Origin of the sequence: Clostridium sp., assembly GCF_047718555.1 — a bacterium.
Classification (GTDB): domain Bacteria; phylum Bacillota; class Clostridia; order Clostridiales; family Clostridiaceae; genus Clostridium_I.
Window position 1 is genome coordinate 23,647 of sequence record NZ_JBDNRK010000033.1, and the last position, 20,529, is coordinate 44,175.

Genomic DNA, 20,529 nt, shown 5'->3' on the forward strand with positions numbered 1-20,529 from the left:
TTGCTTCAAAAGGTATTTTGTGTTTAGGATTTATAAATAGACTTCTATAATTATAAAGAAATACTATGAAATTCATATGATTTTAATTGATTTTCATAGTATTTTTATATTGTTATGAATGTAGTTCTAATGAATCTTTATTAATTTTAACTTTTGATATAGTCTCTTTATTTTTTATCTTTTCCTGACTGAAAGGTTCATACCTCCACCTCTAAGCGAAGCGAAGGTGGGATTTTCCAATCAGGTGGGGTAGACTCCCCACCTGATTTACCGATGTTTCAGCTTGCTGAAACGAGTTCACTCTTAGATTTTAAGTGTAATTAGCATTATATGCTGATATATTCATCTGAACAAAATATATCATTAGATATAAACATCGATACATGCAGAAGTAATGAATTTATTTCTTATGAACATTTTTATACTCATAGCCGTCTAATAAGTGAAAGGAAGTGATAGGATGGATTTCACATTAGGTCTAATAAAATCTCAGCATAAAAATATTGATGTAATGCTAGCGAAAAAAGGAGATAAACGGGCTTTTGAAAGATTAATAGATGAACATAAACTCTCATTATTCAGAATATCAAAAAGTATTCTTAGAAAAGAAGAAGATGTTGAGGATGCATTTCAGGAAACAATTATAAAAGCATATAAGAAAATTGTTCATCTTAAAAAAGAAGAATATTTCAAGACCTGGCTTATAAGAATAATGATCAATGAATGTAATACAATTTTAAGAAATAGAAAAAAGACAATATACATGGAAGAAATTAATACACGTGACAGTACAATTGAAGATAACTATGAAAATTTTGAACTTATTAATGCCATCAATTCTTTAGAAGGAGAACTTAGGACTGTTACTTTGCTTTTTTACTATGAGGACATGCCACAGAAGACTATAGCAGAGATTCTCGGCATACCAAATGGAACTGTACGTTCCAGACTTTCAAGGGCAAGGGAAAAACTCCGTGAACTTTTAAATATAGAATAATTTAGAAACTAAGATATATTCATATTAGTTTATATTTAGAACAATAAATTAAAGGGAGGGCTTAAATAATGGATAATAAATATTTTGATGACATTTTGCGAAGTAAAGCTGAAGAAGAAAAAATCATGCTTTCAGCTAGTTTAAATAATAAAATAATAACAACAATTAATAATCTGCCTGAGAGGATAGGTAATAAGAGAATATGGAAAAAGTATGGGTTTATCTCAGCCGTACTTGCTTTTGTGTTTACAATAGGTATTGGTTTTGCTTCACCAGCTCTTGCGCAGGATATTCCTATAATTAGCAATGTATTTGAATATTTAAACAGCAAAAACATAGTGGGAGATGAGTACGTAAAGTATTCGGAAAATGTAAATCAGAGCAAGACCGATAATGGCATAACCTTGTCTATAAAAGATGTAGTTTATGATGGAGTAAATTTAAGTATAGGATATGTTGTGAAAAGTGAAAAAAAAATTCAGGACCCATTTGTTAATTTTGATATAAAAATAGATGGAATGAGAAGAGGGATTTCAGGTAGAGGCAGTGCATATAATAATGATGAAAAAAGCTTTGCAGTTGTGAATAATATTATGTTGGATGCAGAAAAAATTCCCAATAACTTCGATGTTGATTTAAAAGTAGATGAAATAGATAAGGTAAAAGGAAATTGGAATTTTAAAATTAAAGTATCTACTGATAAAACTAAGGATAAAATTATAAAGGTGTCGCCAAATAAAGATCTATCTTCCTTGGAAAAAGACTCAGTACTAAAAAAGATAACAGTAACTCCTCTTACAACCACTTTAGAAGTTGAAGGGAAAACAAGTATTGCAGAGTCATCTGTTGGCTGGAATTTTATGATCTTTGATGACAAGGATAAGCAGATTAGTAATGTTGGAATATCCGGAAGTGGTTACAACAATTATTCGGATGAAATATATGAATATAAGGGCTTACAAACAAAATCTGATTATATAACTATAGTGCCATATTTAATGAAGAGTACCTTTCAAAAATTTATAAAGGTGGATTTGAGTGATAAGTTCCCTTTGGTTATTTCCAATAAAGATCAAGGTGGCCTGATTATTAATAAAATTGAGTTCTTGAAGGATAAAACTCTAATACATTTTCAACTGGATAAGCTATTTCCACAATGGACAATAGGGGGAACCTGTATAAATTTAGAAGATGAAAATGGATATCTACATCCCTTATTTCCTAATAATATTAAATTTTCTACTGAGGAAAATTGCTATATTGGGGAAATGGAAGCATTGCCTTCAAAGAATAAGTATAAAATTGTAACAAAAGATATTCGAGATGGTATTGATATTCGAGATGATCTGAGTTTTAAGGTTTACCTGAATAAATAAAAATTCATCTTAAAAGATTCAAGGTAAAATTTCATTAACTTTTAGAGATGTGTTAAAAGTTATTTATTTGAATATGTCTTATATGAAAGAGTTATAATTAAACTCCCATAATTTGAAAAAAGACTATAAAATTCATATAATATGAATTTTATAGTCTTTTAATTATTTTAGATTCAGGTATGATATATTTTTAAAAATTGTTTATTAATTTTAAAGCTTGATACAGGCATTTCACTATTTGCTGCGTTTTTTGCTTAGCTTCTCTCTATATTTTCATAGGCAGATGCTGCAAAATTAAAGTCTTCTTCGTCAGTTATCTCACCATAGGTGTCCTCTGGAAGTTTAGGATAATAGTAGAGGATAAAACGTTCTTTATCATGTATATTTTCTATTAATATATATCTTTTATCCTCTAAAGCATCTTGCACTACAGCTAGTACATTATATCTGTCTTGCTGTCCAGTATTATTGTTTACAAGATTTACTACAGCATTTTGTGAATTGTCAAATAAGGCAACATTTGTTCTCTTGTGATCGCAGTAGCCTACACGTCTGCCAATTTTGCAACCAGTACAGCTGTCAAATTTACAGACAGCTGTACAGCTTAAACATTCACATTTCCAGCACTTTGCCAGTTGATCAAGCTCCTCATCGTGATCTGTCTTAAAGGATTCAAGCAGGTTGATATATTTGTCACCATCCATGAAGCCCTTTATAAAGCCTCTCTTTTTACTTTCTTGATTTGCAGAATCTAAAAGTTCTATATATTTGTCCAAAACAGGTTGTCTTGAAAAATACTTTCTACTTTTAAGAGTCTCCTCATCTAGAAAATCTCTTATTTCATCTATGGCAAAAGCTATGTCAGAATAGATTTTGCCATAGTATTCCTTTTCTTGTGATATAAATTCTTCTGTCTTACCCATAATGACCTCCCTACTTTTTATTTTGAATTTGTAGAGTCTATAGAAGATTTATATTTTGCAAGTTCATCATCAAGATTAAGCTCATTTAATTTTTCAAATTCTTTATCTAAAGAATTATCAACTTGTAAATCGCCAAGACCTTCAGCAAGAGCCTCTTTTCTCTCAATTTTTCTTTCTATATCATCAATATTGATTTTGTTTGAGCCAGCATCTACGTTTGCAAGAACTTCATTGACTTTTTTAGTGGCTTCTGCATTGTTGTATCTTGCAGCAGCTTCATCTCTGTAGTTTCTAGTTTTTTGTATTTCATCTTCTAAATCTCTTAATTTTGTTTTTATGGCGGTAGCTTTTGCAGAAGCATCAGCATAGCTTGCTTCTAGGCTTTGAATTCTTTTGTCAGCCTCAAGTTTTCTTTCAAGAGCTCTCTTAGCTAAATCATCATTACCTGCTTTTACTGCCAGTTTTACTTTTTCATCAAAATCTTTTGATTCAACTTTAGCCTTTTGAAGTTTCTTTTCAATTTCATGAACATTACCAAGTATTTGTGCTGAAGAAAGCTTTGCATCATTTAGACTTTTGTCCATGTCTCTTAATTTTTGATCCAATAATTCAATTGGATTTTCAACCTCGTCTAATGCGTTATTAACCTTTGCCTTAAAAATATTCGATATTCTGTTTATTACTCCCATTTTAAATTCCTCCTAAAAATTATCTTCTAAATTTTTTAAATATTTTGTAAATAATTATGATTATTATGATAAAAAATATAAGTTGAAAAATAAATGAAATTATTGATCCACCGCCATAGCTGCCGTAATGTGATCCACCAAAGGGTATAGGTATTGGTATGGGTATTGGTAAAAAAGAACGTTTTGTTGAACTCTGGTTCGAATTATTGTTATTTTGTCCAAACCAACCATTGCTGCTGGTGCTGCCCCCTGAAGAATTACTGCTTTTACTTCCAGAAGTTCCTTTACTAGAACTGGAGCTGCTGGAGGAACCACTGCTAAAGCTGCCGGACTTAAAGCTTTTAGAAGAAGAACTGCTTTTAGAACTTCCTGAAGATGAACTTCCCTTGAAGCTTCCGGATTTATAACTGCCGTTAGGTGCTCCATAGACTACATTATATTTGTTCTTAGAATTAAGGTCTAAGAGTTCAGGAGATATTAAATTATAAAAGGTAAATACTAGTGTAAGAAATAAACATAAAATTAGACGCTTTTTCTGCTTTATTGAAAGCACCCCCTTTACAATAAAGATTACTTTCACTTAATTATATTATATACTAATTTATGTAGATAAGTAATAAGAACATGAGTTTATTATAAGTTATTTAATACCATATTACAACTTAAAAATAATCATATTTAAAGTTAATTATACCTATTACACTTAATTATTTAATGTAAATCTCATTAAAGCTTTATTTATCTTAATATAGCTTTATAAAATGACTATTTTGAACATAGTATATAACTTGTAATAAGTTTTTGTATAACTTATAATGAAGATAAATTAATAATGATTAATGTATTGTAATGACCTTTTAAGGCCAATTCATAGAGAAAACTGAATTACTGAACCCTAGAAATCGTTATCCAGGGACGTAGCAGCCGTTATCTCCCACTTTGATAGAAAAGCAGAGAACAAAAATCTCTGATTTTCTGTGAATCGCTTTCACACAGTGCGTTGGGAGTATTACGGATGGTAGTCATCGGATAAACAATTTGCTGAAGCTGCTTATGTAATGAACCTAAAGGTGAGAGTATTAGATTGTATAGTTGTTGGATAAAATATTAATAGGAGGTGCGATTTTATTGGAATATAAAAATTTTACTATAGATGACATAAGAAAAATGGCAAAGGAGATATCTCAAAATAGTGTTATACCCTATGAAGATTTGCCTAGATATGATCTATTTTTATCTCAAGTAACAGATTATCTCAATGATAAATTTAAAGGAGAAAAATACACTAATAATATAGTTCAGAATTATATAAAGAATGAGGTTATATCCAAGCCAGAGGACGGAAGAAAAAGAGGATATACTAAAAATCATTTAGCCCAGCTTTTACTCCTTAGCTATATGAGACCCATTCTAACTACAGAAGAAATTAAAAAGGTATTTAGATTAGCCTTTAATGAAATTGATGATCGAGAAGATGATATAATATCTTGGGAAATGGCATATAAAACTTTTTCAAATATACAACAGGAAAATTATAATAATTTTTTATCTAAAGATTATTTTAATGAAAAAGAGTTTAAAAATATGATAAAAGAGGCTAAACTAGAAGGTGAAGAAGAAGAAAGAATAATGGTATTTATTGTAGTTATGAATCTTATAGCAGAAGCCAGTGTTATTAAGAATATAGCTAAAAATGTCATTGATGAATACTTTAACGGAAGAGAATAGGATTATAGAGAGGTGTATTAAGATTGAAAAAAGTTTTGACAATAGCAGGTTCAGATAGCTGCGGCGGGGCAGGTATACAGGCGGATATAAAGACAATGAGCGCTCTTGGTGTATATGCTATGAGTATTATAACAGCTGTTACAGCTCAAAATACCATGGGAGTTTTTGATGTTTTAGAAGTGGATAAAAAGATGATAGAAGCTCAAATTAAATGTATTTTTGAAGATATAGAAGTAGATGCTGTAAAAATAGGTATGGTTTCAAACAATGAAATTATAAAGACTATAAAAGATATGTTAATTAAATATAAGGCTAAAAATATAGTTGTAGATCCTGTAATGGTCTCTAAAAGTGGATATTTTCTTTTAAGGGAAGAATCAGTAGAAGAACTAAAGAGTCTTATTTCTATTGCAGATGTAGTAACTCCTAATATACCGGAAGCAGAAGTTTTATCAGGGCTAAAAATAAACAATGAAGAGGATATGAAAGAAGCAGCAAAAATAATTGCTAAAACGGGAGCTAAGCATGTATTAGTTAAGGGTGGACATAGATGCAATGATGCTGATGATATTTTATATAGTGGAGAGAATTTTTTCACTTTGAAAGGTGATAGAATAAATACAAAGAATACTCATGGCACAGGCTGTACACTATCTTCAGCAATAGCATCGCATATTGCAAAGGGATATAGTATAGAAAAATCAGTAGATCTATCTAAACAGTATATAAATGAAGCAATAAAAAATTCTTTTTCAATAGGAAAAGGGGTAGGACCGGTAGGGCACTTTATTGATTTATACAAACGAGGCGGTGTAGACTTTGAATAAAATAAAAAATTCATCTATGTTCTTTTTATGGGCTGGTGCGGCCATATCCATAGCTGAAATATATACAGGAAGCATGATAGCACCTTTAGGCATAAAAAAAGGATTATTGGCAATACTTATTGGACACGTAATAGGAACATTGTTTTTGGCTTTTGGAGGCTACATATCCTTCAGGGGAAATAGAAATGCTATGGAAAAGGTTAGAGACTCTTTTGGAGGTTTGGGAGGTAAAATAGTAGCGCTTTTAAATGTTCTTCAGCTTATAGGGTGGTCAGCCATAATGATAATACAGGGAGGAAGAGCAATAAGCGGGCAAACAAAGTTATCATTAAATTTATGCATTTTAGTGGTGGCTGCAGCAGTATTTTTATGGTCTTATTGTTTTAGCAATTATACTAAAAAAGTAAATGATATATCAGTTATTATACTTATAATATTATGCGTATTATTATTTTTTAGAATGGACAGTTCAAAGGCTCTTCAAATTTCACAAAACATAAGTTTTACTACTGCCATTGAGATAACCATAGCAATGCCAGTGTCCTGGCTGCCTCTTATAGGAGATTATTCAAAGGATGGTACCAGTGGTAAGGGAGTTTTTCTATCAAGCTTTTGGGGATACTTTATAGGTAGTGTTTTGATGTATTCCTTAGGACTTGCAATAGCCTTATACACAGGAAAGGACATAGTGGAGTTTTTATCAAGTACAGGAATAATTGCAGCACTAATAGTACTTTTGGCCACTGTAACTACTACCTTTGTAGATATATATTCTGCAGTAATATCCACTAAGCAAATATACAGTTTTAAAAGAAATAATTTGGCAATAATAATTTATTGTGTAGTATCTACAGCACTGGCATTTATTTTTCCTATGGAAAACTACCAAAATTTTTTGCTTCTCATAGGTAGTATATTTGTACCTGTATACACAGTAGTTTTCATAAATTATATATTAAGGAAGAAGTATAATGGTAATATCAATATTGTTGGAGGTATAGCAGCTATAGCCGGAATATTATTATACAATTATTTTAATAATAATAGTTTAGGTATACCTACAGTATTTACATTCATTGCAGTTGCAATTATATATCTAATATTGAAGAATGTGAAATTTTTAGGAGGGCTTGAGAATGATTGAGGATATTTCTAAGGTTATAACAAAATTAAGAAGGAAAGTGCCTTTGGTACAAGCTATTACCAACTATGTAACAATCAATGATTGTGCCAATATTTTACTGGCTTTTGGTGCTTCACCAGCCATGTGTGAAGCTTATGATGAGAGTTTTGATTTTGCCAAAATAGTTAGTGCCTTGTATTTAAATTTAGGTACTCTTACAAAGGAACAAGAGGCATCAACTATTATGGCGGCAATATCTGCAAAGGTACATAATATACCTGTAGTATTAGATCCGGTTGCATGTCCTGTAATCAAAAGAAAAGTAGATATAATAGATAAAATTACTCGGCTGGGAAGAGTTGATGTTATAAAGGGCAATTCTGGGGAAATAAAATTTTTAGCTGGCTTACAAGCAGAGGTCAGAGGAGTAGACTCAATAGGTGACCAAGAAGGCTTAATAGAAGCTTGTATAACATTAGCTAATAAATATAATTGTGTGGTAGCGGCTACAGGTGAAAAGGATATTGTATCTGATGGAAAAAGAATAGCAGTAATTGAAAATGGAGTGGAAATGTTAACTAAAGTAACAGGGGCAGGATGTATGCTTGGAGCTCTTTGTGCTGGGACTGTAGGAGCTGAGGAGGATGCATTTATGGCAACCTGTGCAGCTATAGTTTCTATGGGAATTGCTGGTGAAAAAGCTTATGAAGCTGCAAAATCCCCTGGAAGCTTTAGAGTTAAACTTTTAGATTCAATATATGAAATAAATGAAGAGGAGATAATTCAATCTTCTAAAATTACTTTTTTAGGGGAATAAAACTTATTTTTTACTTTATTCTTAGGATAGTAGCCAGTACTTAGTGACTAAGAGTCACATAATTTAAAAAGATTAGAGGGGATTTTCATATGGATATAGATTATAGTTTATATTTAGTTACTGATAGGAGATTTTTAAAAGATAGAACTCTTAAAAATGCTGTTGAGGACTCCATAAAGGGCGGAGTAACTATAGTACAGGTGAGAGAGAAGGACGTAACTACTAGAGAATTTTATAAAGTGGCGCTGGAAGTAAAGGAAATTACAGATAAATATAATGTTCCACTTATAATTAATGATAGAATTGATATCGCACAGGCCATAGATGCTGATGGAGTTCATCTTGGTCAGGATGATATGCCTATTAAGCTAGCAAGAAAAATACTTGGTAAGAATAAGATAATAGGAATATCTGTGGGAAATGTGCATGAAGCTAAAGATGCAGAAAAAGATGGAGCGGATTATGTGGGGATAGGAGCAATTTTCTTTACAGGAAGTAAAAAGGATATAGATACGCCTATAGGCACTTCAGGATTAAAGGAAATTGTTGAGGGTATAAATATACCATCAGTAGCTATAGGTGGAGTTAATAAGGAAAATTTATTTGAAGTTATAAAGACAGGCACCAACGGTGCAGCAGTAATTTCCGCAATACTTGGCAAGGAAAATATAGAGCAGGCAGCTAAAGAATTGAAAGTAACACTGTAAGATTTTTAAAATAGTAGTAGACTTTATTAATGAATCTTACTCAGTGGGAGTTTGTATTCCCACTGAGTTTAGATGAATAAATTTATTTATCAAATCTATTTTCAATGTTTATTAGCCTTTCTGCGCCTTGTATTATTTTTTCAAATTCAGGAGTGTTATTTATTTTGTCAATTGCCTTTGGTCTTTCAGGAGATTTTGGATAATCCATGAGTTTTAATTCATAGCATATTAAATCCCGCCAGCTGTCAAATTTAAAAGCAATATTCCTGTATATACCTACAGGTTTAAAACCCAGTGATTTGTGTAGACCTTCACTTTTAATATTTGGATAAGTAATTTTAGCATAGACATTATAATAACCTTGTAGTTTTAATAATTCAAATAAGCTAAAATATAATGCTTTACCAATTTTCATACCATGATATTTTGAATTTATGTAAATTGAAAACTCAACTGACCAATCGAAAGCAGCACGTTCAGCAAATTGAGAGGCATAAGCATAACCTACAATTTTATTATTAATTTCACATACAAGCCATGGGTATTTCTTTTGAATGTTAAATATTCTTTCGCTGAAAGCTTTTATAGTTGGAACTTCATATTCAAAAGTAATGACAGTGTCAGTTATAAATGGAATGTAAATTTCTAAAATTGAAGCAGTATCAGCTTCTGTTGCCAGTCTGATTTTTTTATTAATTGTCATTTTTATGTCCTCCTATAAAAATATTATAACTAGTTAATAAATGTTGTATAATATAAGATGAAAATTGTTTTACAAATGATAAATATTAGTATTAATAATGTATCATACACTAATATTTGCTATGCAGAATATCAATGAATCTTACTTAGTGGGAGTTTGTATTCCCACTAAGTTTAGATGAATTATCCAGGAACGTGTGGCTGTTATCGGATAAAAATTCACCAATAGTATTTCTTGAAATTATAAGACACAAAATGGAATATCATTGAGATTTAAATTGTAATATAGCTAGATTATAGCATTATTAATCGTCAATAATCAATGAAGTTTGATCAGTGTTGGTTTGTATTCCCAATGATTTTAGATGAATTAAGTTGATAAATTATTTGAATTCCAATAAAAAACATATGATTTTACTAAGATCAAGTAAAAATCTAGTGATTGAACAAATACAGGTTGAAATTTTTTATGAAATGTAGTATAATTATACGCAAATATGAATAAATATAAAATGGTAAAAGGGTGATGTGATTGGTTAATTTAAAGAATAGAAACTTTTTAACTTTAAGAGATTTTTCTACCGAGGAAATAAATTATTTATTGGATCTAGCAGAAGAATTAAAATCCACCAAAAAAGCGGGAACAGAAGTACAAAGATTAAAGGGTAAAAATATAGCGTTGATATTTGAAAAAGATTCTACTAGAACAAGATGTTCATTTGAAGTAGGTGCTTATGATCAAGGAGCAAACGTTACTTATTTAGGACCAACAGGTACTCCAATAGGAAATAAGGAATCTATTAAGGATACTGCAAGAGTTTTAGGCAGAATGTTTGATGGAATTGAATATAGAGGATTTGAACAAGAAAAGGTTGAAATATTGGCGAAGTATGCTAAAGTACCGGTTTGGAATGGACTTACGGATGATGATCATCCTACTCAGGTTTTAGCGGATCTTTTGACTATAAGAGAACATTTTGACAAGCCACTAAATAAAGTTACTTTAGTGTATTGTGGCGATGGGAGAAATAATACGGCTAATGCATTAATGATAGGTGCTTGTAAAATGGGAATGGATTTTAGAATAGCTACTCCAAAGACGCTTTTCCCTAAAGCTGAACTCATAGAAGAATGTACAAAAGTAGCAGAGAAAACTGGTGGGAAAATAACAATTACAGAAGATGTATATAAGGCTGTTCTAGGAGCGGATGTTTTATATAGTGATATCTGGGTATCTATGGGTGAGGATGAGGAAGTTTGGAAGAAACGATTGGAAATATTATATCCTTATCAAATAAATAAAGAACTATTAAAAAAGACTAATAATGATAATGTTAAATTTATGCATTGTCTTCCTTCTTTTCATGATTTAAATACTACTGATTCAAAAGCAATTCATGATAAATTTGGAATAGATCCTTTCGAAGTAACTGATGAAGTTTTCGAAAGTGAATGTTCTCTGGTTTTTGATGAGGCTGAAAATAGAATGCACACGATAAAAGCCGTAATGGTTGCAACTCTGGCTTGAGAGTAATCTTTTGGTAAAATATAGATATATAATTTAATAATTAAAGTATAATATTAAGCTTTCAAGCAGCAATTGTATGAATTGCCTGAAAGCTTAATGTTTTTTAAAATTCTTTTAGCATATTTGCCATTTCTATAGCTGTAACGGCTGCGTCATAACCTTTATTGCCAGCTTTGGTGCCAGCTCTTTCAATAGCCTGTTCAATAGTGTCTGTAGTGAGAACTCCAAAGATAACAGGAACTTCTGTTTCAAGAGATACATGAGCTACTCCTTTAGATACTTCGCTAGAAACATAATCAAAGTGAGGTGTGGCCCCTCTTATAACTGCACCTAGACATATGATTGCATCATAGTTTTGTGATTTTGCCATTTTTTTTGCTACCAGGGGAATCTCAAAGGCTCCTGGAACCCAAGCTATACTTATATCATTATCTTCAGCACCGTGCCTTTTTAAACCATCAAGGGCACCAGTTAAAAGCTTCCCTCCAATAAATTCATTGAATCTTCCTATAATAATGCCAAATTTTAAATTGCTAGCTATTAATTTACCTTCGTATGTTTTCATAATGTTATCTGTTCTGTAATTATCTTAAAACTTAATGACCTGGGATTACTAAAAAATAGATGTTAGTGCTCTTATTCACAAGTAGATAATTACTAAATCAGATTTTTCACCTGCCTTTTTTATTTTTTATAAAATTTATTTATATTGAAGCAAGTTCTTAATTCAGGTGGGGATTCTTTTATCCCATCTGAATTTTAGAACTGCAAATGCATGGCTTACTTGGCGTTGAACTCCCGCTTGAAGAAGTGGGAGACTTACGCCAAGTTAGTCAGGTTAAAAATTTAATAAGTGACCTAATTTTGCCTTCTTTGTTTTTAGATAAAATTCATTATTAGTGTTAGCGGGAGATTGTATGGAAATCCTGTTAGCTACCTCTATACCGTATTTAGCAATAGAATTTATTTTTCTAGGATTGTTTGTCATCAGATTAATCTTTTTTACACCCAAATCCTTTAACATTTGTGCACAAGTCCAGTATTCTCTGAGGTCGTCAGGAAAACCTAAGGCTAAATTTGCTTCTACAGTGTCCATGCCTTCATCTTGAAGTTTATATGCTTTTAATTTATTCAAAAGCCCTATTCCTCTTCCTTCTTGATTCATGTATAGAATAATACCTCTTCCTTCACTTTCAATTTTTTTCATGGCTTCATGAAGTTGATCTCCACAATCACATCTTGAAGAAGCAAATACATCACCAGTTAGACATTGAGAATGAATTCTTACTAGAGGCGCTTCAGCGTCGGAAGATATGTTACCCTTTATTAGTGCTACATGGGAATCGCCATTTATGGCATTTTCATAGCCTACAATTTTGAATTCACCATATTTTGTAGGCAATTTAGCCTCAGATATTGCTTTTACAAGAATTTCATTCTGTTTTCTGTATTCAACTAAATCAGCCACGGTTATAATTTTTAAATTATGTTCTTTTACATATTCCATAAGCTGAGGAGTTCGTGCCATAGATCCATCTTCATTCATTATTTCACAAATTACACCAGCTGGATAAAGGCCAGCAAGTCTAGCTAAATCTACAGCGGCTTCAGTGTGGCCTGTTCTTTCTAATACTCCCCAAGGTTTAGCAGCTAAAGGAAATACATGTCCAGGTCTTCTGAAATCCTCTTTTTTTGAATTTGGATCAATTAGTTTTAATATAGTTTCAGCTCGATCGTAGGCTGAAATTCCTGTAGTTGTATTTATACCGTCTATAGACACTGTAAAAGCAGTGTTGTGAGATTCTGTATTTTCTTCTACCATTAAACCTATACTTAATTCTTTTAGCTTTTCATTTACAATTGGGGTACAAATAAGGCCACCAGCATATTTAGCCATGAAGTTAATTGCTTCAGGTGTAACTTTTTCAGCTGCAATTATTAGGTCACCTTCGTTTTCTCTGTCTTCGTCATCTACCACTACTATCATTTTACCTTCTCTGATATCTTCTATGGCTTCTTCAATACTATTAAATTTATACATATAATCAATCCTGATTTTTAAAGCTATCTTTAAGAAATTTCTTTACTATTAACTGTAAATCAGGATTTTCACCTGCCTTTCTTTTTATTATTTTAGTTACATAAATCCATTTGAAGCTAAGAAGTCTAAATCAATACCTTTTGAGTTTGACTTATCTTCTTTTAAACCCAAAAATTTTTCTATATATTTTCCAACTATATCGCATTCAAGATTTACCTCATCACCAATTTTGTTTTTAAGTAAAGAGGTTGCGTCTTTAGTGTGAGGAATAATTGAAACCTTAAAAGATTTTTCATCAACATAGGCTACAGTAAGGCTTACCCCATCAATGGCAATAGATCCCTTCTCTACAATGTATTTTAATAATTCAGGAGAAGTATCAATAGTAATCCATACTGCATTATCTTCAGTTTTATATTTTTCTATAACTCCAATACCATCAATATGACCACTTACAATGTGTCCGCCTAAACGGCTATTTAATTGTAAAGCTCTTTCAAGGTTGACACTAGAACCAATAGATAGATTTTTTAAATTACTTCGTCTAATAGTTTCAGCCATAACATCTACTGTAAAATAGTTATTATTGAAGTCAACAACTGTGAGACATACGCCATTAGTACTTATACTGTCGCCCAGTTTCAGATTATCTAGTACATCATGTGCTCTTATTGTAATCTTAGCGGATTTAGCACCCTTAATTATTCTTTCCACTGTGCCTATTTCTTCTACTAACCCTGTGAACACTAGAAATTTCCTCCTTCGATAATTTTTTAATCAATGGCTTTTTCTTAGATATCCTTCAATCATAATATCTTCTTGAAAATTATGAATACTGATGTCTTTTAACTTAATAGCATCTTTAATAAGTGGAATTCCCTGTCCTCCAATAGGTGTTTTTGATATAGCTCCACCTATAAATTTGGGGGATATAAATGTATACACTTTGTCTATTATGCCCTCATCTAGAGCAGAATAATTTAAAGTGCTGCCACCTTCTAAAAGGATGCTGTCTATTTTATTTTCTCCTAGCACTTTCATGAGGTAACTAAGATTAACTTTGCCTTCTTTTAATGGGGATACTATAATATCTGCACCTATAGCTTCTAGGGCCTTTAGCTTTTTTTCGTCTGCCTGTTCTGTAGTAGCAATAATTGTTTTTGCTTTAGATTTAAGGGTGAGTACATTGGCATCTAAAGGTATTTTTGCACTACTGTCAATAATTATTCTTGCAGCATCACTCCCATTTTCCAATCTTGTAGTTAAAAAAGGATTATCTGTTAATATTGTGCCTATTCCTACCATAATTCCAGAAACTTTATTCCTTATTCTATGTACAAAATTTCTGGAAGCTTCATTTGTAATCCATTTTGAATCTCCCGTGTAAGAAGCAATCTTTCCATCTAAAGTCATGGCAGTTTTCATTATGCAAAAGGGAAGCCTTGAGGTAATATATTTAAGAAATATTTCATTGAGTTTTTTTCCTTCAACTTCAAGAACACCTGTAACTACATCTATACCATTTTCTTGTAAGATTTTTATTCCCTTGCCAGATACTAAGGGATTTGGATCCTTTAAGCCTATAATTACTTTTTTGATACCTTTTTCTACAATAGCTTTAGCACAAGGTGGAGTTTTTCCATAATGAGAACAAGGTTCCAGAGTAACATACATAGTGGCTCCAGTAACGTCTTCTGTGGAATTTTTAAAAGCATCTATTTCTGCATGATCACCACCGTAGGTGTGATGATAGCCTTCACCAATGATTTTATTGTTTTTTACAATAACAGCACCAACTAAGGGATTGGGATTTACATAGCCAGTACCTTTCTTAGCTAGTTCTAGTGCATGTTTCATATATTCTACATTCAAGAAAACACCTCCAAATTTTGAATTTCAAGAGAATTTTTATTTTAGGGTGAGTCCATATTCTAACAATAAAAAAAGCCCTGAAACAATTTTTCAGGGCTGCTAATTAGCTATATTGTATATAAAATCATTATTTATAAATGTAATAAATCTAATAATCTTATATAAAAATACGTTCATCTTCTTTCATCCAGACTATACTGTCGGCTTCGGAGTTTCACCGAATCAACCATTATGGTTCGCGGGCTATACCGCCGGTGGGGACTTTCACCCCGCCCTGAAGATATTATTCACTTGTATAGTAAAAAAATAACACTTTAGAATTGTAATGTCAATAGTAAATTTATTACTGCTGCAATTTGTAATTTTAACATATATAAAAAATACTTTAATGAAGCAATGTAGTTTCAGGATATTTTTGCCATGAATATTTATACAAAAATTCATGAATATCTAATGTACAAATTGTATATTACCAATTACAGTCATTAATAATAAAAGTTCCATATAAAATTGGGAGAAATAATACTTGGGAAACTTATTCCATATATTCTAATTGGTATCTGTGACTTTTTGCTTTCAATGATTTTTGGATTTTATTATTTCAATATGCCTATTAGAGGTAGTATGTTTCTTTTGATTTTTAGTATATTTATGATGAAGATGTACTGTTTTTTCTGTATAATATAATTTAGGCACATTCAAATAAATAACTAGTCAGTATGCTAGTCTATTTTGAATCCTACTACGTCAACAGAACCCTCAGATAGCTTACTATCTTCGGAACCTGTTTCCTTGTATGATTCAAAATATCCGTCGCATCTTTGACTTACTATTTATTTTCATATGCCTTATAGTAAAGCATCTGAGAATAAATAACAAGACGAATGGTATATTCAGGAGGAAATCAAGTGGAAGAAAAGTACAAGCATTTAGAGTTTAAAGATGAGGTATTTAATAGTACTCCTAAAAGTTTGCAAGGTAATGCCAATAGATATGCGCAGGGTAGGGAAACTTCTTTTGAAATTTTAGATGAAATTAAAATAAATAGTATATCCAATTCTAAAGAAGAATTTTTTACTAAATTAAATATAACTTTAGAAAAATATAAATTTATTATAGCTGCCTGTTGTGATGTGGCAGGAGTAAACAGTGAAATTCTAATATTTTTAAATATTTCTAATAAGGAAAAATATAAATATATTCTAGGCTTTTTACTATATCTTAAAATAGGGCTTCCAACAGATGTTATGAAGTTTTTGTGTTTTACTGTAGAAGATGAAAAAATTATAATTACTAAAAATAATTTAATTGACCAAGATGAAAATTCTAGAGAAAGATCTGTGGATTCTAAAAGTACATTCTTGTTTAATTTTATATCAGAAAAATTTAAAATTTATAATTTAAAAATAGAATTTCATATGTATTTAGATTTTATTTGGGAAAATTTAGATTTTAATAATAAGCTAGATAAATTTAGGCATATGGCACAAATTTTAGTTGAAGATAAATTCATATTGGATGAATATGATAGAATTTGTACTTTGTTTTCTATAAATGAAAATAGAAAGCTTCTAACTGAAAGTGAACGAATAGAAGCTTTAAAGTACATATACAATAATGTTATAAATTCAAAGGATTTAATAAAAAACAAATGCTATTGTGAGCTTTTCGTAAATATACTTAAAGTAGAATTAGAATACAAAAAGTTAAAGAGACAGAAATATTTACCTTCAAGTCATATGATTGAAGTGATATTAAATTTTTATGATTTAGTAGAAATTTACTTCCATGAAACTGAAGGAGAAGAGATAAAAAAAATAATAAATTGTTACATATTGATAAGCATAATAGATGGTAAAGAAGCAGGTAAACTTGTATACATTTCAAATATATTTTTAAATGCCAATACAAAGATTGCTATGTTTAGAAATTTAATAGATAATATGTTTGTACATGAACAATTTGTAGATGAAATTTTAAAATGGTATATACTTAAAAGATTTGCTGAAATCAATGATTTAGATAAGTTTTTAGAAGAAATAAGATTTTGGGGAAATATATCAGTCAAACTTATTGATATGGATTTTTTTGCGGAACATGTAGAGAATAAATTATTAAACATGCTTAGGGAGGAGTATAATAAATTACCAATTTGCATAAAAATATATAATTTTTTAGATGATTTTAGAAATTTAGATGACACGGGAGGAGACAAGTATAGATATACAAAATTTAGTGATAGGTTAAGAAATCATATATATGCATATATGATAGACGTTATAGATATGGCTAAAATAACTTATAAAGATTTAATGTCTATAGAAATTAAAAATATAAATAAAGAGAATAATAAATATAAAGCTATATATTATATTCAAAGGCTTCTGAAGGAAGATGAGAATACAGATATAAGAGAAATAGAAATGTATATTTGTTCTTTGGATAAATATGTAATGATTAATTTAACACAATTGATTCGGGAGCATTATAAGGAAAATCTAAATCAACAAGATTTTAGAAAAATAATGGCAGGATTTATAGATCAAGCAGTTTATGCAAACAATATAGTTTTATATAATTTTTGTGATTTATTTAAATTTATAAAAGATAATAGAGGAACAGAGGAAGTTAGAAAATATATAATATGGGTAGCTGACAATTTTAAAGAAATAAAAAATCCTATGCATTTAAGCAGATTAAAGAATGGTTTATGGCTATATGTAGAGAAATATGATACAACTTTCTTTAAAGATAAAGCTGGAAATAAATTGTTTTTAGAAATAAAAGACGAGGATATAAAAGCAATATTGAAACATGTAAAGATTAAATCTTCACCTGGTTTAAAAGGAATTATAGCAAAGTTATCTAAATCACATAATAAAATTTAATATATTTTGATACATTTCAATGCATAAAAAATATGATATTTAGCCAATTTAAAAGTAAAAAAACAACAAATAATGTTGCACAGTATTAATTGTACAAATATAATATACTTATGGTATTAATAAAAAAAGAAAGGCGGGCTGAATTTTGGATACGAAAAAAGAAGGCGTAAGCTTGAATATAAATAACATAATAGAACAAAAAAGTGTTAAGTTGGTATTTCAACCGGTAGTATCTGTAATAAAAAAATCAGTTATAGGACTTGAGGCTTTATTTACAGGTTCTTTAGATGCTAATGGTAAATTTATAAATAAAGATTACTTATTGACTTATGCATCAAAAGAAGGGGAAGCCATAGAATTAGATAGATTGTATAGGGAAAAGGCTTTGGGGAGTTTTGTAAATGTGTACAAAGATAATAAAGAAGCACTATTGTTTATTGATATAAATATATCCATAATAGATAAATATATAGGCTCTAAAATTTTATTAAATGTAGTAAATGAATATAAAATAGAACCTAAAAATATTGTGCTAGAAATAGTTGCAGAAAAAATAGATGATATAGAAGCTATGCAAAAATTCATTAATTTCTATAGGAGCAGAGGGTTTTTAATTGCACTTAAAGATTTGGGAGCAGGTTTTGCTAATCTGGATATGATTTCTTATGTAGAACCAGATATAATAAAAATTAACAGTGTAATAACTAAGGAGATATCCTATAATTATTATAAACAGGAAATATTTAAATCACTTATAAATTTGTCTAAAAAAGTCGGAGCACTTGTGGTTACTGAAGAAATAGAAACTGAGGCAGAAGCCATGGTAGTTATGGAATTAGGTGCCGATATGATTCAAGGATCAGTATTTGGAGAAGCTATTAATATAGAAAATGTTAACTTATCAGAAATAACAGAAAAAACTAAACAATTATCTATAGGTTATAAGGATTACATGATAGAAGAGATAAATGCAAAAGAAAAAGCACATGAAGATTATGATAATATAATAAATAATATTATAGATAAACTTGTTAAGGAAGATAAAAAGAATTATGATAATACAATAGATAAAATAGTGGAAGACTACTCTATATTAGAATGTGTATATATTTTAGATAATGATGGATATCAGGTTACCGATACTGCAACCAGATGTAAAAATATGCTATCACAAAAGGCTCTCATATTTCAGCCAGCTAAAAAGGGAACAAATCATGCACTAAAGAAATACTATTATTTTCCAAAGAGTATGCATTTAAACAAATATGTAACAGAACCATATGTTTCATTGGCTACAGGTAATCTTTGTATAACGATCTCAGCTTATTTTAAAAATACTTCAGGTGAGGATTATATACTTTGTGTAGATTTTAATCCAGATTATATAAATATTTAATACTTAACATAAAAAATTTAGAAGTTAATCAGCTAATATATTACAAAAATAATAAAAGGTAAACTAAAAAAGTCATAGGAATTTTAAAATTTCTATGACTTTTTTATAATAGAAAGTTATTACTCTATTTGAATTATATTTCCTCCAGAAGGCATATGCTTTGAGAAGAGATACCTTCGCCACTCCCTGTAAATCCAAGCCCCTCTTCAGTAGTTGCCTTTATATTTATTTTATCCAAAGATATATTAAGAGTGTCAGCTATATTTTTTCTCATTTCAGGTATATATGGACTCATTTTAGGTTTCTGAGCTATTATTGTAGTATCTATATTGCCTATTTTATATCCTGAAGACTGCATAAGCTTTCCAACTTCTTTTAGCAAGGAAAGACTACTTATACCTTTATATTTATCATTAGTATCAGGAAAATGAGTACCTATATCTCCAAGGGCAGCAGCTCCTAATATACTATCCATTATGGCATGGAGCAATACATCGGCATCTGAATGCCCTAATAAGCCCTTAATATAATTTATTTCAATTCCACCAAGTATAAGCTTTCTATCTAATACCAATTTATGTACATCATATCCAAGTCCTATTCGCATATAGTACCTCCAAAAATTTTTATAATATAAAGAATTAACCGGGATTAAATTAACCGGTTAATTACTATTTTAATGAAAATTTTTATTAAGAAAAGTATCTCTTTTTAGGTATACGTTTACAAGTGGAAATATTTTTTTTGTTTTTAAATCTGTTAGATATAAATAATTTTTTTATAAATTTTTTTATTTTATTAAAAAATGAAGTATTATGGTTCAATAAAATTTTCCTCTCATTAAAATCTACATAAACAATATTATTTTTCATTATAAACCACCCGCCCTTCATTATCATATTAACTATTCTATAA

General features: G+C 30.1%; 20 protein-coding genes and 1 riboswitch. Of the genes, 10 read left to right on the forward strand and 10 right to left on the reverse strand.

The genetic code is table 11. The features are described from left to right. Positions 1-460: 460 nt before the first annotated feature. Together ABF633_RS13425 and ABF633_RS13430 are read left to right on the forward strand one after the other, a co-directional pair. Complete coding sequence (locus ABF633_RS13425; RefSeq protein WP_415524395.1) at positions 461-997, forward strand: RNA polymerase sigma factor; 537 nt, start codon at positions 461-463, stop codon at positions 995-997. 68 nt (positions 998-1,065) lie between these two features. Beyond that, complete coding sequence (locus ABF633_RS13430; protein ID WP_415524396.1) at positions 1,066-2,373, forward strand: DUF4179 domain-containing protein; 1,308 nt, start codon at positions 1,066-1,068, stop codon at positions 2,371-2,373. A 254-nt stretch (positions 2,374-2,627) separates the two neighbouring features. Here ABF633_RS13430 and ABF633_RS13435 read toward each other — a convergent pair whose 3' ends face one another. From ABF633_RS13435 to ABF633_RS13445, 3 genes are all read right to left on the reverse strand, one after another. Continuing rightward, complete coding sequence (locus ABF633_RS13435; RefSeq protein ID WP_415524397.1) at positions 2,628-3,296, reverse strand: DUF1292 domain-containing protein; 669 nt, start codon at positions 3,294-3,296, stop codon at positions 2,628-2,630. Between the two features lie 17 nt (positions 3,297-3,313). Further along, positions 3,314-3,985: a PspA/IM30 family protein gene (locus ABF633_RS13440; RefSeq protein WP_415524398.1), complete on the reverse strand. Its 672-nt coding sequence runs from the start codon at positions 3,983-3,985 to the stop codon at positions 3,314-3,316. A gap of 99 nt (positions 3,986-4,084) precedes the next feature. Beyond that, on the reverse strand, positions 4,085-4,411 hold the full coding sequence (locus tag ABF633_RS13445) for a hypothetical protein (RefSeq protein WP_415524399.1): 327 nt from the start codon (positions 4,409-4,411) through the stop codon (positions 4,085-4,087). Positions 4,412-5,113: 702 nt separating this feature from the next. Here ABF633_RS13445 and ABF633_RS13450 point away from each other — a divergent pair. From ABF633_RS13450 to thiE, 5 genes are all read left to right on the forward strand, one after another. Then, positions 5,114-5,713, forward strand: a complete 600-nt coding sequence (locus tag ABF633_RS13450; protein WP_415524400.1) for a DUF1836 domain-containing protein — start codon at positions 5,114-5,116, stop codon at positions 5,711-5,713. A 23-nt stretch (positions 5,714-5,736) separates the two neighbouring features. Next, the gene (gene thiD / locus ABF633_RS13455; protein WP_415524401.1) at positions 5,737-6,540 is read left to right on the forward strand and encodes a bifunctional hydroxymethylpyrimidine kinase/phosphomethylpyrimidine kinase; all 804 of its coding nucleotides are present in this window, start codon (positions 5,737-5,739) and stop codon (positions 6,538-6,540) included. Next, positions 6,533-7,684 carry a putative hydroxymethylpyrimidine transporter CytX gene (gene cytX / locus ABF633_RS13460; RefSeq protein ID WP_415524402.1) on the forward strand — a complete coding sequence of 384 codons (1,152 nt, stop codon included), beginning with the start codon at positions 6,533-6,535 and terminating at the stop codon, positions 7,682-7,684. Before thiD ends, cytX begins: the two co-directional genes overlap by 8 nt. Next, positions 7,677-8,480 carry a hydroxyethylthiazole kinase gene (gene thiM / locus ABF633_RS13465; protein ID WP_415524403.1) on the forward strand — a complete coding sequence of 268 codons (804 nt, stop codon included), beginning with the start codon at positions 7,677-7,679 and terminating at the stop codon, positions 8,478-8,480. Before cytX ends, thiM begins: the two co-directional genes overlap by 8 nt. A gap of 89 nt (positions 8,481-8,569) precedes the next feature. Next, positions 8,570-9,187 carry a thiamine phosphate synthase gene (gene thiE / locus ABF633_RS13470; protein ID WP_415524404.1) on the forward strand — a complete coding sequence of 206 codons (618 nt, stop codon included), beginning with the start codon at positions 8,570-8,572 and terminating at the stop codon, positions 9,185-9,187. Positions 9,188-9,269: 82 nt separating this feature from the next. Here the strand turns inward: thiE and ABF633_RS13475 are convergent, their stop codons facing one another. Next, positions 9,270-9,890: a GNAT family N-acetyltransferase gene (locus ABF633_RS13475; protein WP_415524405.1), complete on the reverse strand. Its 621-nt coding sequence runs from the start codon at positions 9,888-9,890 to the stop codon at positions 9,270-9,272. A gap of 531 nt (positions 9,891-10,421) precedes the next feature. Here ABF633_RS13475 and argF point away from each other — a divergent pair. Beyond that, entirely contained in the window at positions 10,422-11,417 is a 996-nt protein-coding gene (argF, locus tag ABF633_RS13480) for an ornithine carbamoyltransferase (RefSeq protein WP_415524406.1), read from the forward strand. A 103-nt stretch (positions 11,418-11,520) separates the two neighbouring features. Here argF and ribE (ABF633_RS13485) read toward each other — a convergent pair whose 3' ends face one another. From ribE (ABF633_RS13485) to ribD, 4 genes are all read right to left on the reverse strand, one after another. Next, the gene (gene ribE / locus ABF633_RS13485; protein ID WP_415524407.1) at positions 11,521-11,982 is read right to left on the reverse strand and encodes a 6,7-dimethyl-8-ribityllumazine synthase; all 462 of its coding nucleotides are present in this window, start codon (positions 11,980-11,982) and stop codon (positions 11,521-11,523) included. Positions 11,983-12,255: 273 nt separating this feature from the next. Continuing rightward, positions 12,256-13,458, reverse strand: a complete 1,203-nt coding sequence (locus tag ABF633_RS13490) for a bifunctional 3,4-dihydroxy-2-butanone-4-phosphate synthase/GTP cyclohydrolase II (protein WP_415524408.1) — start codon at positions 13,456-13,458, stop codon at positions 12,256-12,258. A gap of 96 nt (positions 13,459-13,554) precedes the next feature. Beyond that, entirely contained in the window at positions 13,555-14,205 is a 651-nt protein-coding gene (gene ribE, locus ABF633_RS13495) for a riboflavin synthase (RefSeq protein ID WP_415524409.1), read from the reverse strand. 30 nt (positions 14,206-14,235) lie between these two features. Beyond that, positions 14,236-15,330 carry a bifunctional diaminohydroxyphosphoribosylaminopyrimidine deaminase/5-amino-6-(5-phosphoribosylamino)uracil reductase RibD gene (ribD, locus tag ABF633_RS13500; RefSeq protein WP_415524410.1) on the reverse strand — a complete coding sequence of 365 codons (1,095 nt, stop codon included), beginning with the start codon at positions 15,328-15,330 and terminating at the stop codon, positions 14,236-14,238. Between the two features lie 171 nt (positions 15,331-15,501). Further along, a riboswitch (FMN riboswitch) is annotated at positions 15,502-15,616 on the reverse strand. 622 nt (positions 15,617-16,238) lie between these two features. Between ribD and ABF633_RS13505 the strand changes: the two genes are divergently transcribed. Continuing rightward, positions 16,239-18,218 (forward strand): hypothetical protein, encoded by a 1,980-nt coding sequence (locus tag ABF633_RS13505; protein ID WP_415524411.1) that lies wholly within the window; start codon positions 16,239-16,241, stop codon positions 18,216-18,218. Positions 18,219-18,363: 145 nt separating this feature from the next. After that, on the forward strand, positions 18,364-19,614 hold the full coding sequence (locus tag ABF633_RS13510) for an EAL domain-containing protein (protein ID WP_415524412.1): 1,251 nt from the start codon (positions 18,364-18,366) through the stop codon (positions 19,612-19,614). A 133-nt stretch (positions 19,615-19,747) separates the two neighbouring features. Here ABF633_RS13510 and ispF read toward each other — a convergent pair whose 3' ends face one another. Together ispF and ABF633_RS13520 are read right to left on the reverse strand one after the other, a co-directional pair. Continuing rightward, entirely contained in the window at positions 19,748-20,221 is a 474-nt protein-coding gene (gene ispF, locus ABF633_RS13515; protein ID WP_415524413.1) for a 2-C-methyl-D-erythritol 2,4-cyclodiphosphate synthase, read from the reverse strand. An 85-nt stretch (positions 20,222-20,306) separates the two neighbouring features. Then, positions 20,307-20,529: hypothetical protein (locus ABF633_RS13520; RefSeq protein WP_415524414.1), on the reverse strand; the 223-nt coding region annotated here is incomplete at its 5' end.

What these genes read in the sequence shown, in the direction of transcription:
- ABF633_RS13435 (WP_415524397.1), bottom strand. Translation starts at nt 3,296, where the DNA reads ATGGGTAAGACAGAAGAATTTATATCACAAGAAAAGGAATACTATGGC.
- thiM (WP_415524403.1), top strand. Translation starts at nt 7,677, where the DNA reads ATGATTGAGGATATTTCTAAGGTTATAACAAAATTAAGAAGGAAAGTG.
- ABF633_RS13440 (WP_415524398.1), bottom strand. Translation starts at nt 3,985, where the DNA reads ATGGGAGTAATAAACAGAATATCGAATATTTTTAAGGCAAAGGTTAAT.
- ABF633_RS13490 (WP_415524408.1), bottom strand. Translation starts at nt 13,458, where the DNA reads ATGTATAAATTTAATAGTATTGAAGAAGCCATAGAAGATATCAGAGAA.
- thiE (WP_415524404.1), top strand. Translation starts at nt 8,570, where the DNA reads ATGGATATAGATTATAGTTTATATTTAGTTACTGATAGGAGATTTTTA.
- ispF (WP_415524413.1), bottom strand. Translation starts at nt 20,221, where the DNA reads ATGCGAATAGGACTTGGATATGATGTACATAAATTGGTATTAGATAGA.
- ABF633_RS13445 (WP_415524399.1), bottom strand. Translation starts at nt 4,411, where the DNA reads ATGGAGCACCTAACGGCAGTTATAAATCCGGAAGCTTCAAGGGAAGTT.
- ABF633_RS13475 (WP_415524405.1), bottom strand. Translation starts at nt 9,890, where the DNA reads ATGACAATTAATAAAAAAATCAGACTGGCAACAGAAGCTGATACTGCT.
- ABF633_RS13430 (WP_415524396.1), top strand. Translation starts at nt 1,066, where the DNA reads ATGGATAATAAATATTTTGATGACATTTTGCGAAGTAAAGCTGAAGAA.
- ribE (WP_415524407.1), bottom strand. Translation starts at nt 11,982, where the DNA reads ATGAAAACATACGAAGGTAAATTAATAGCTAGCAATTTAAAATTTGGC.
- ABF633_RS13425 (WP_415524395.1), top strand. Translation starts at nt 461, where the DNA reads ATGGATTTCACATTAGGTCTAATAAAATCTCAGCATAAAAATATTGAT.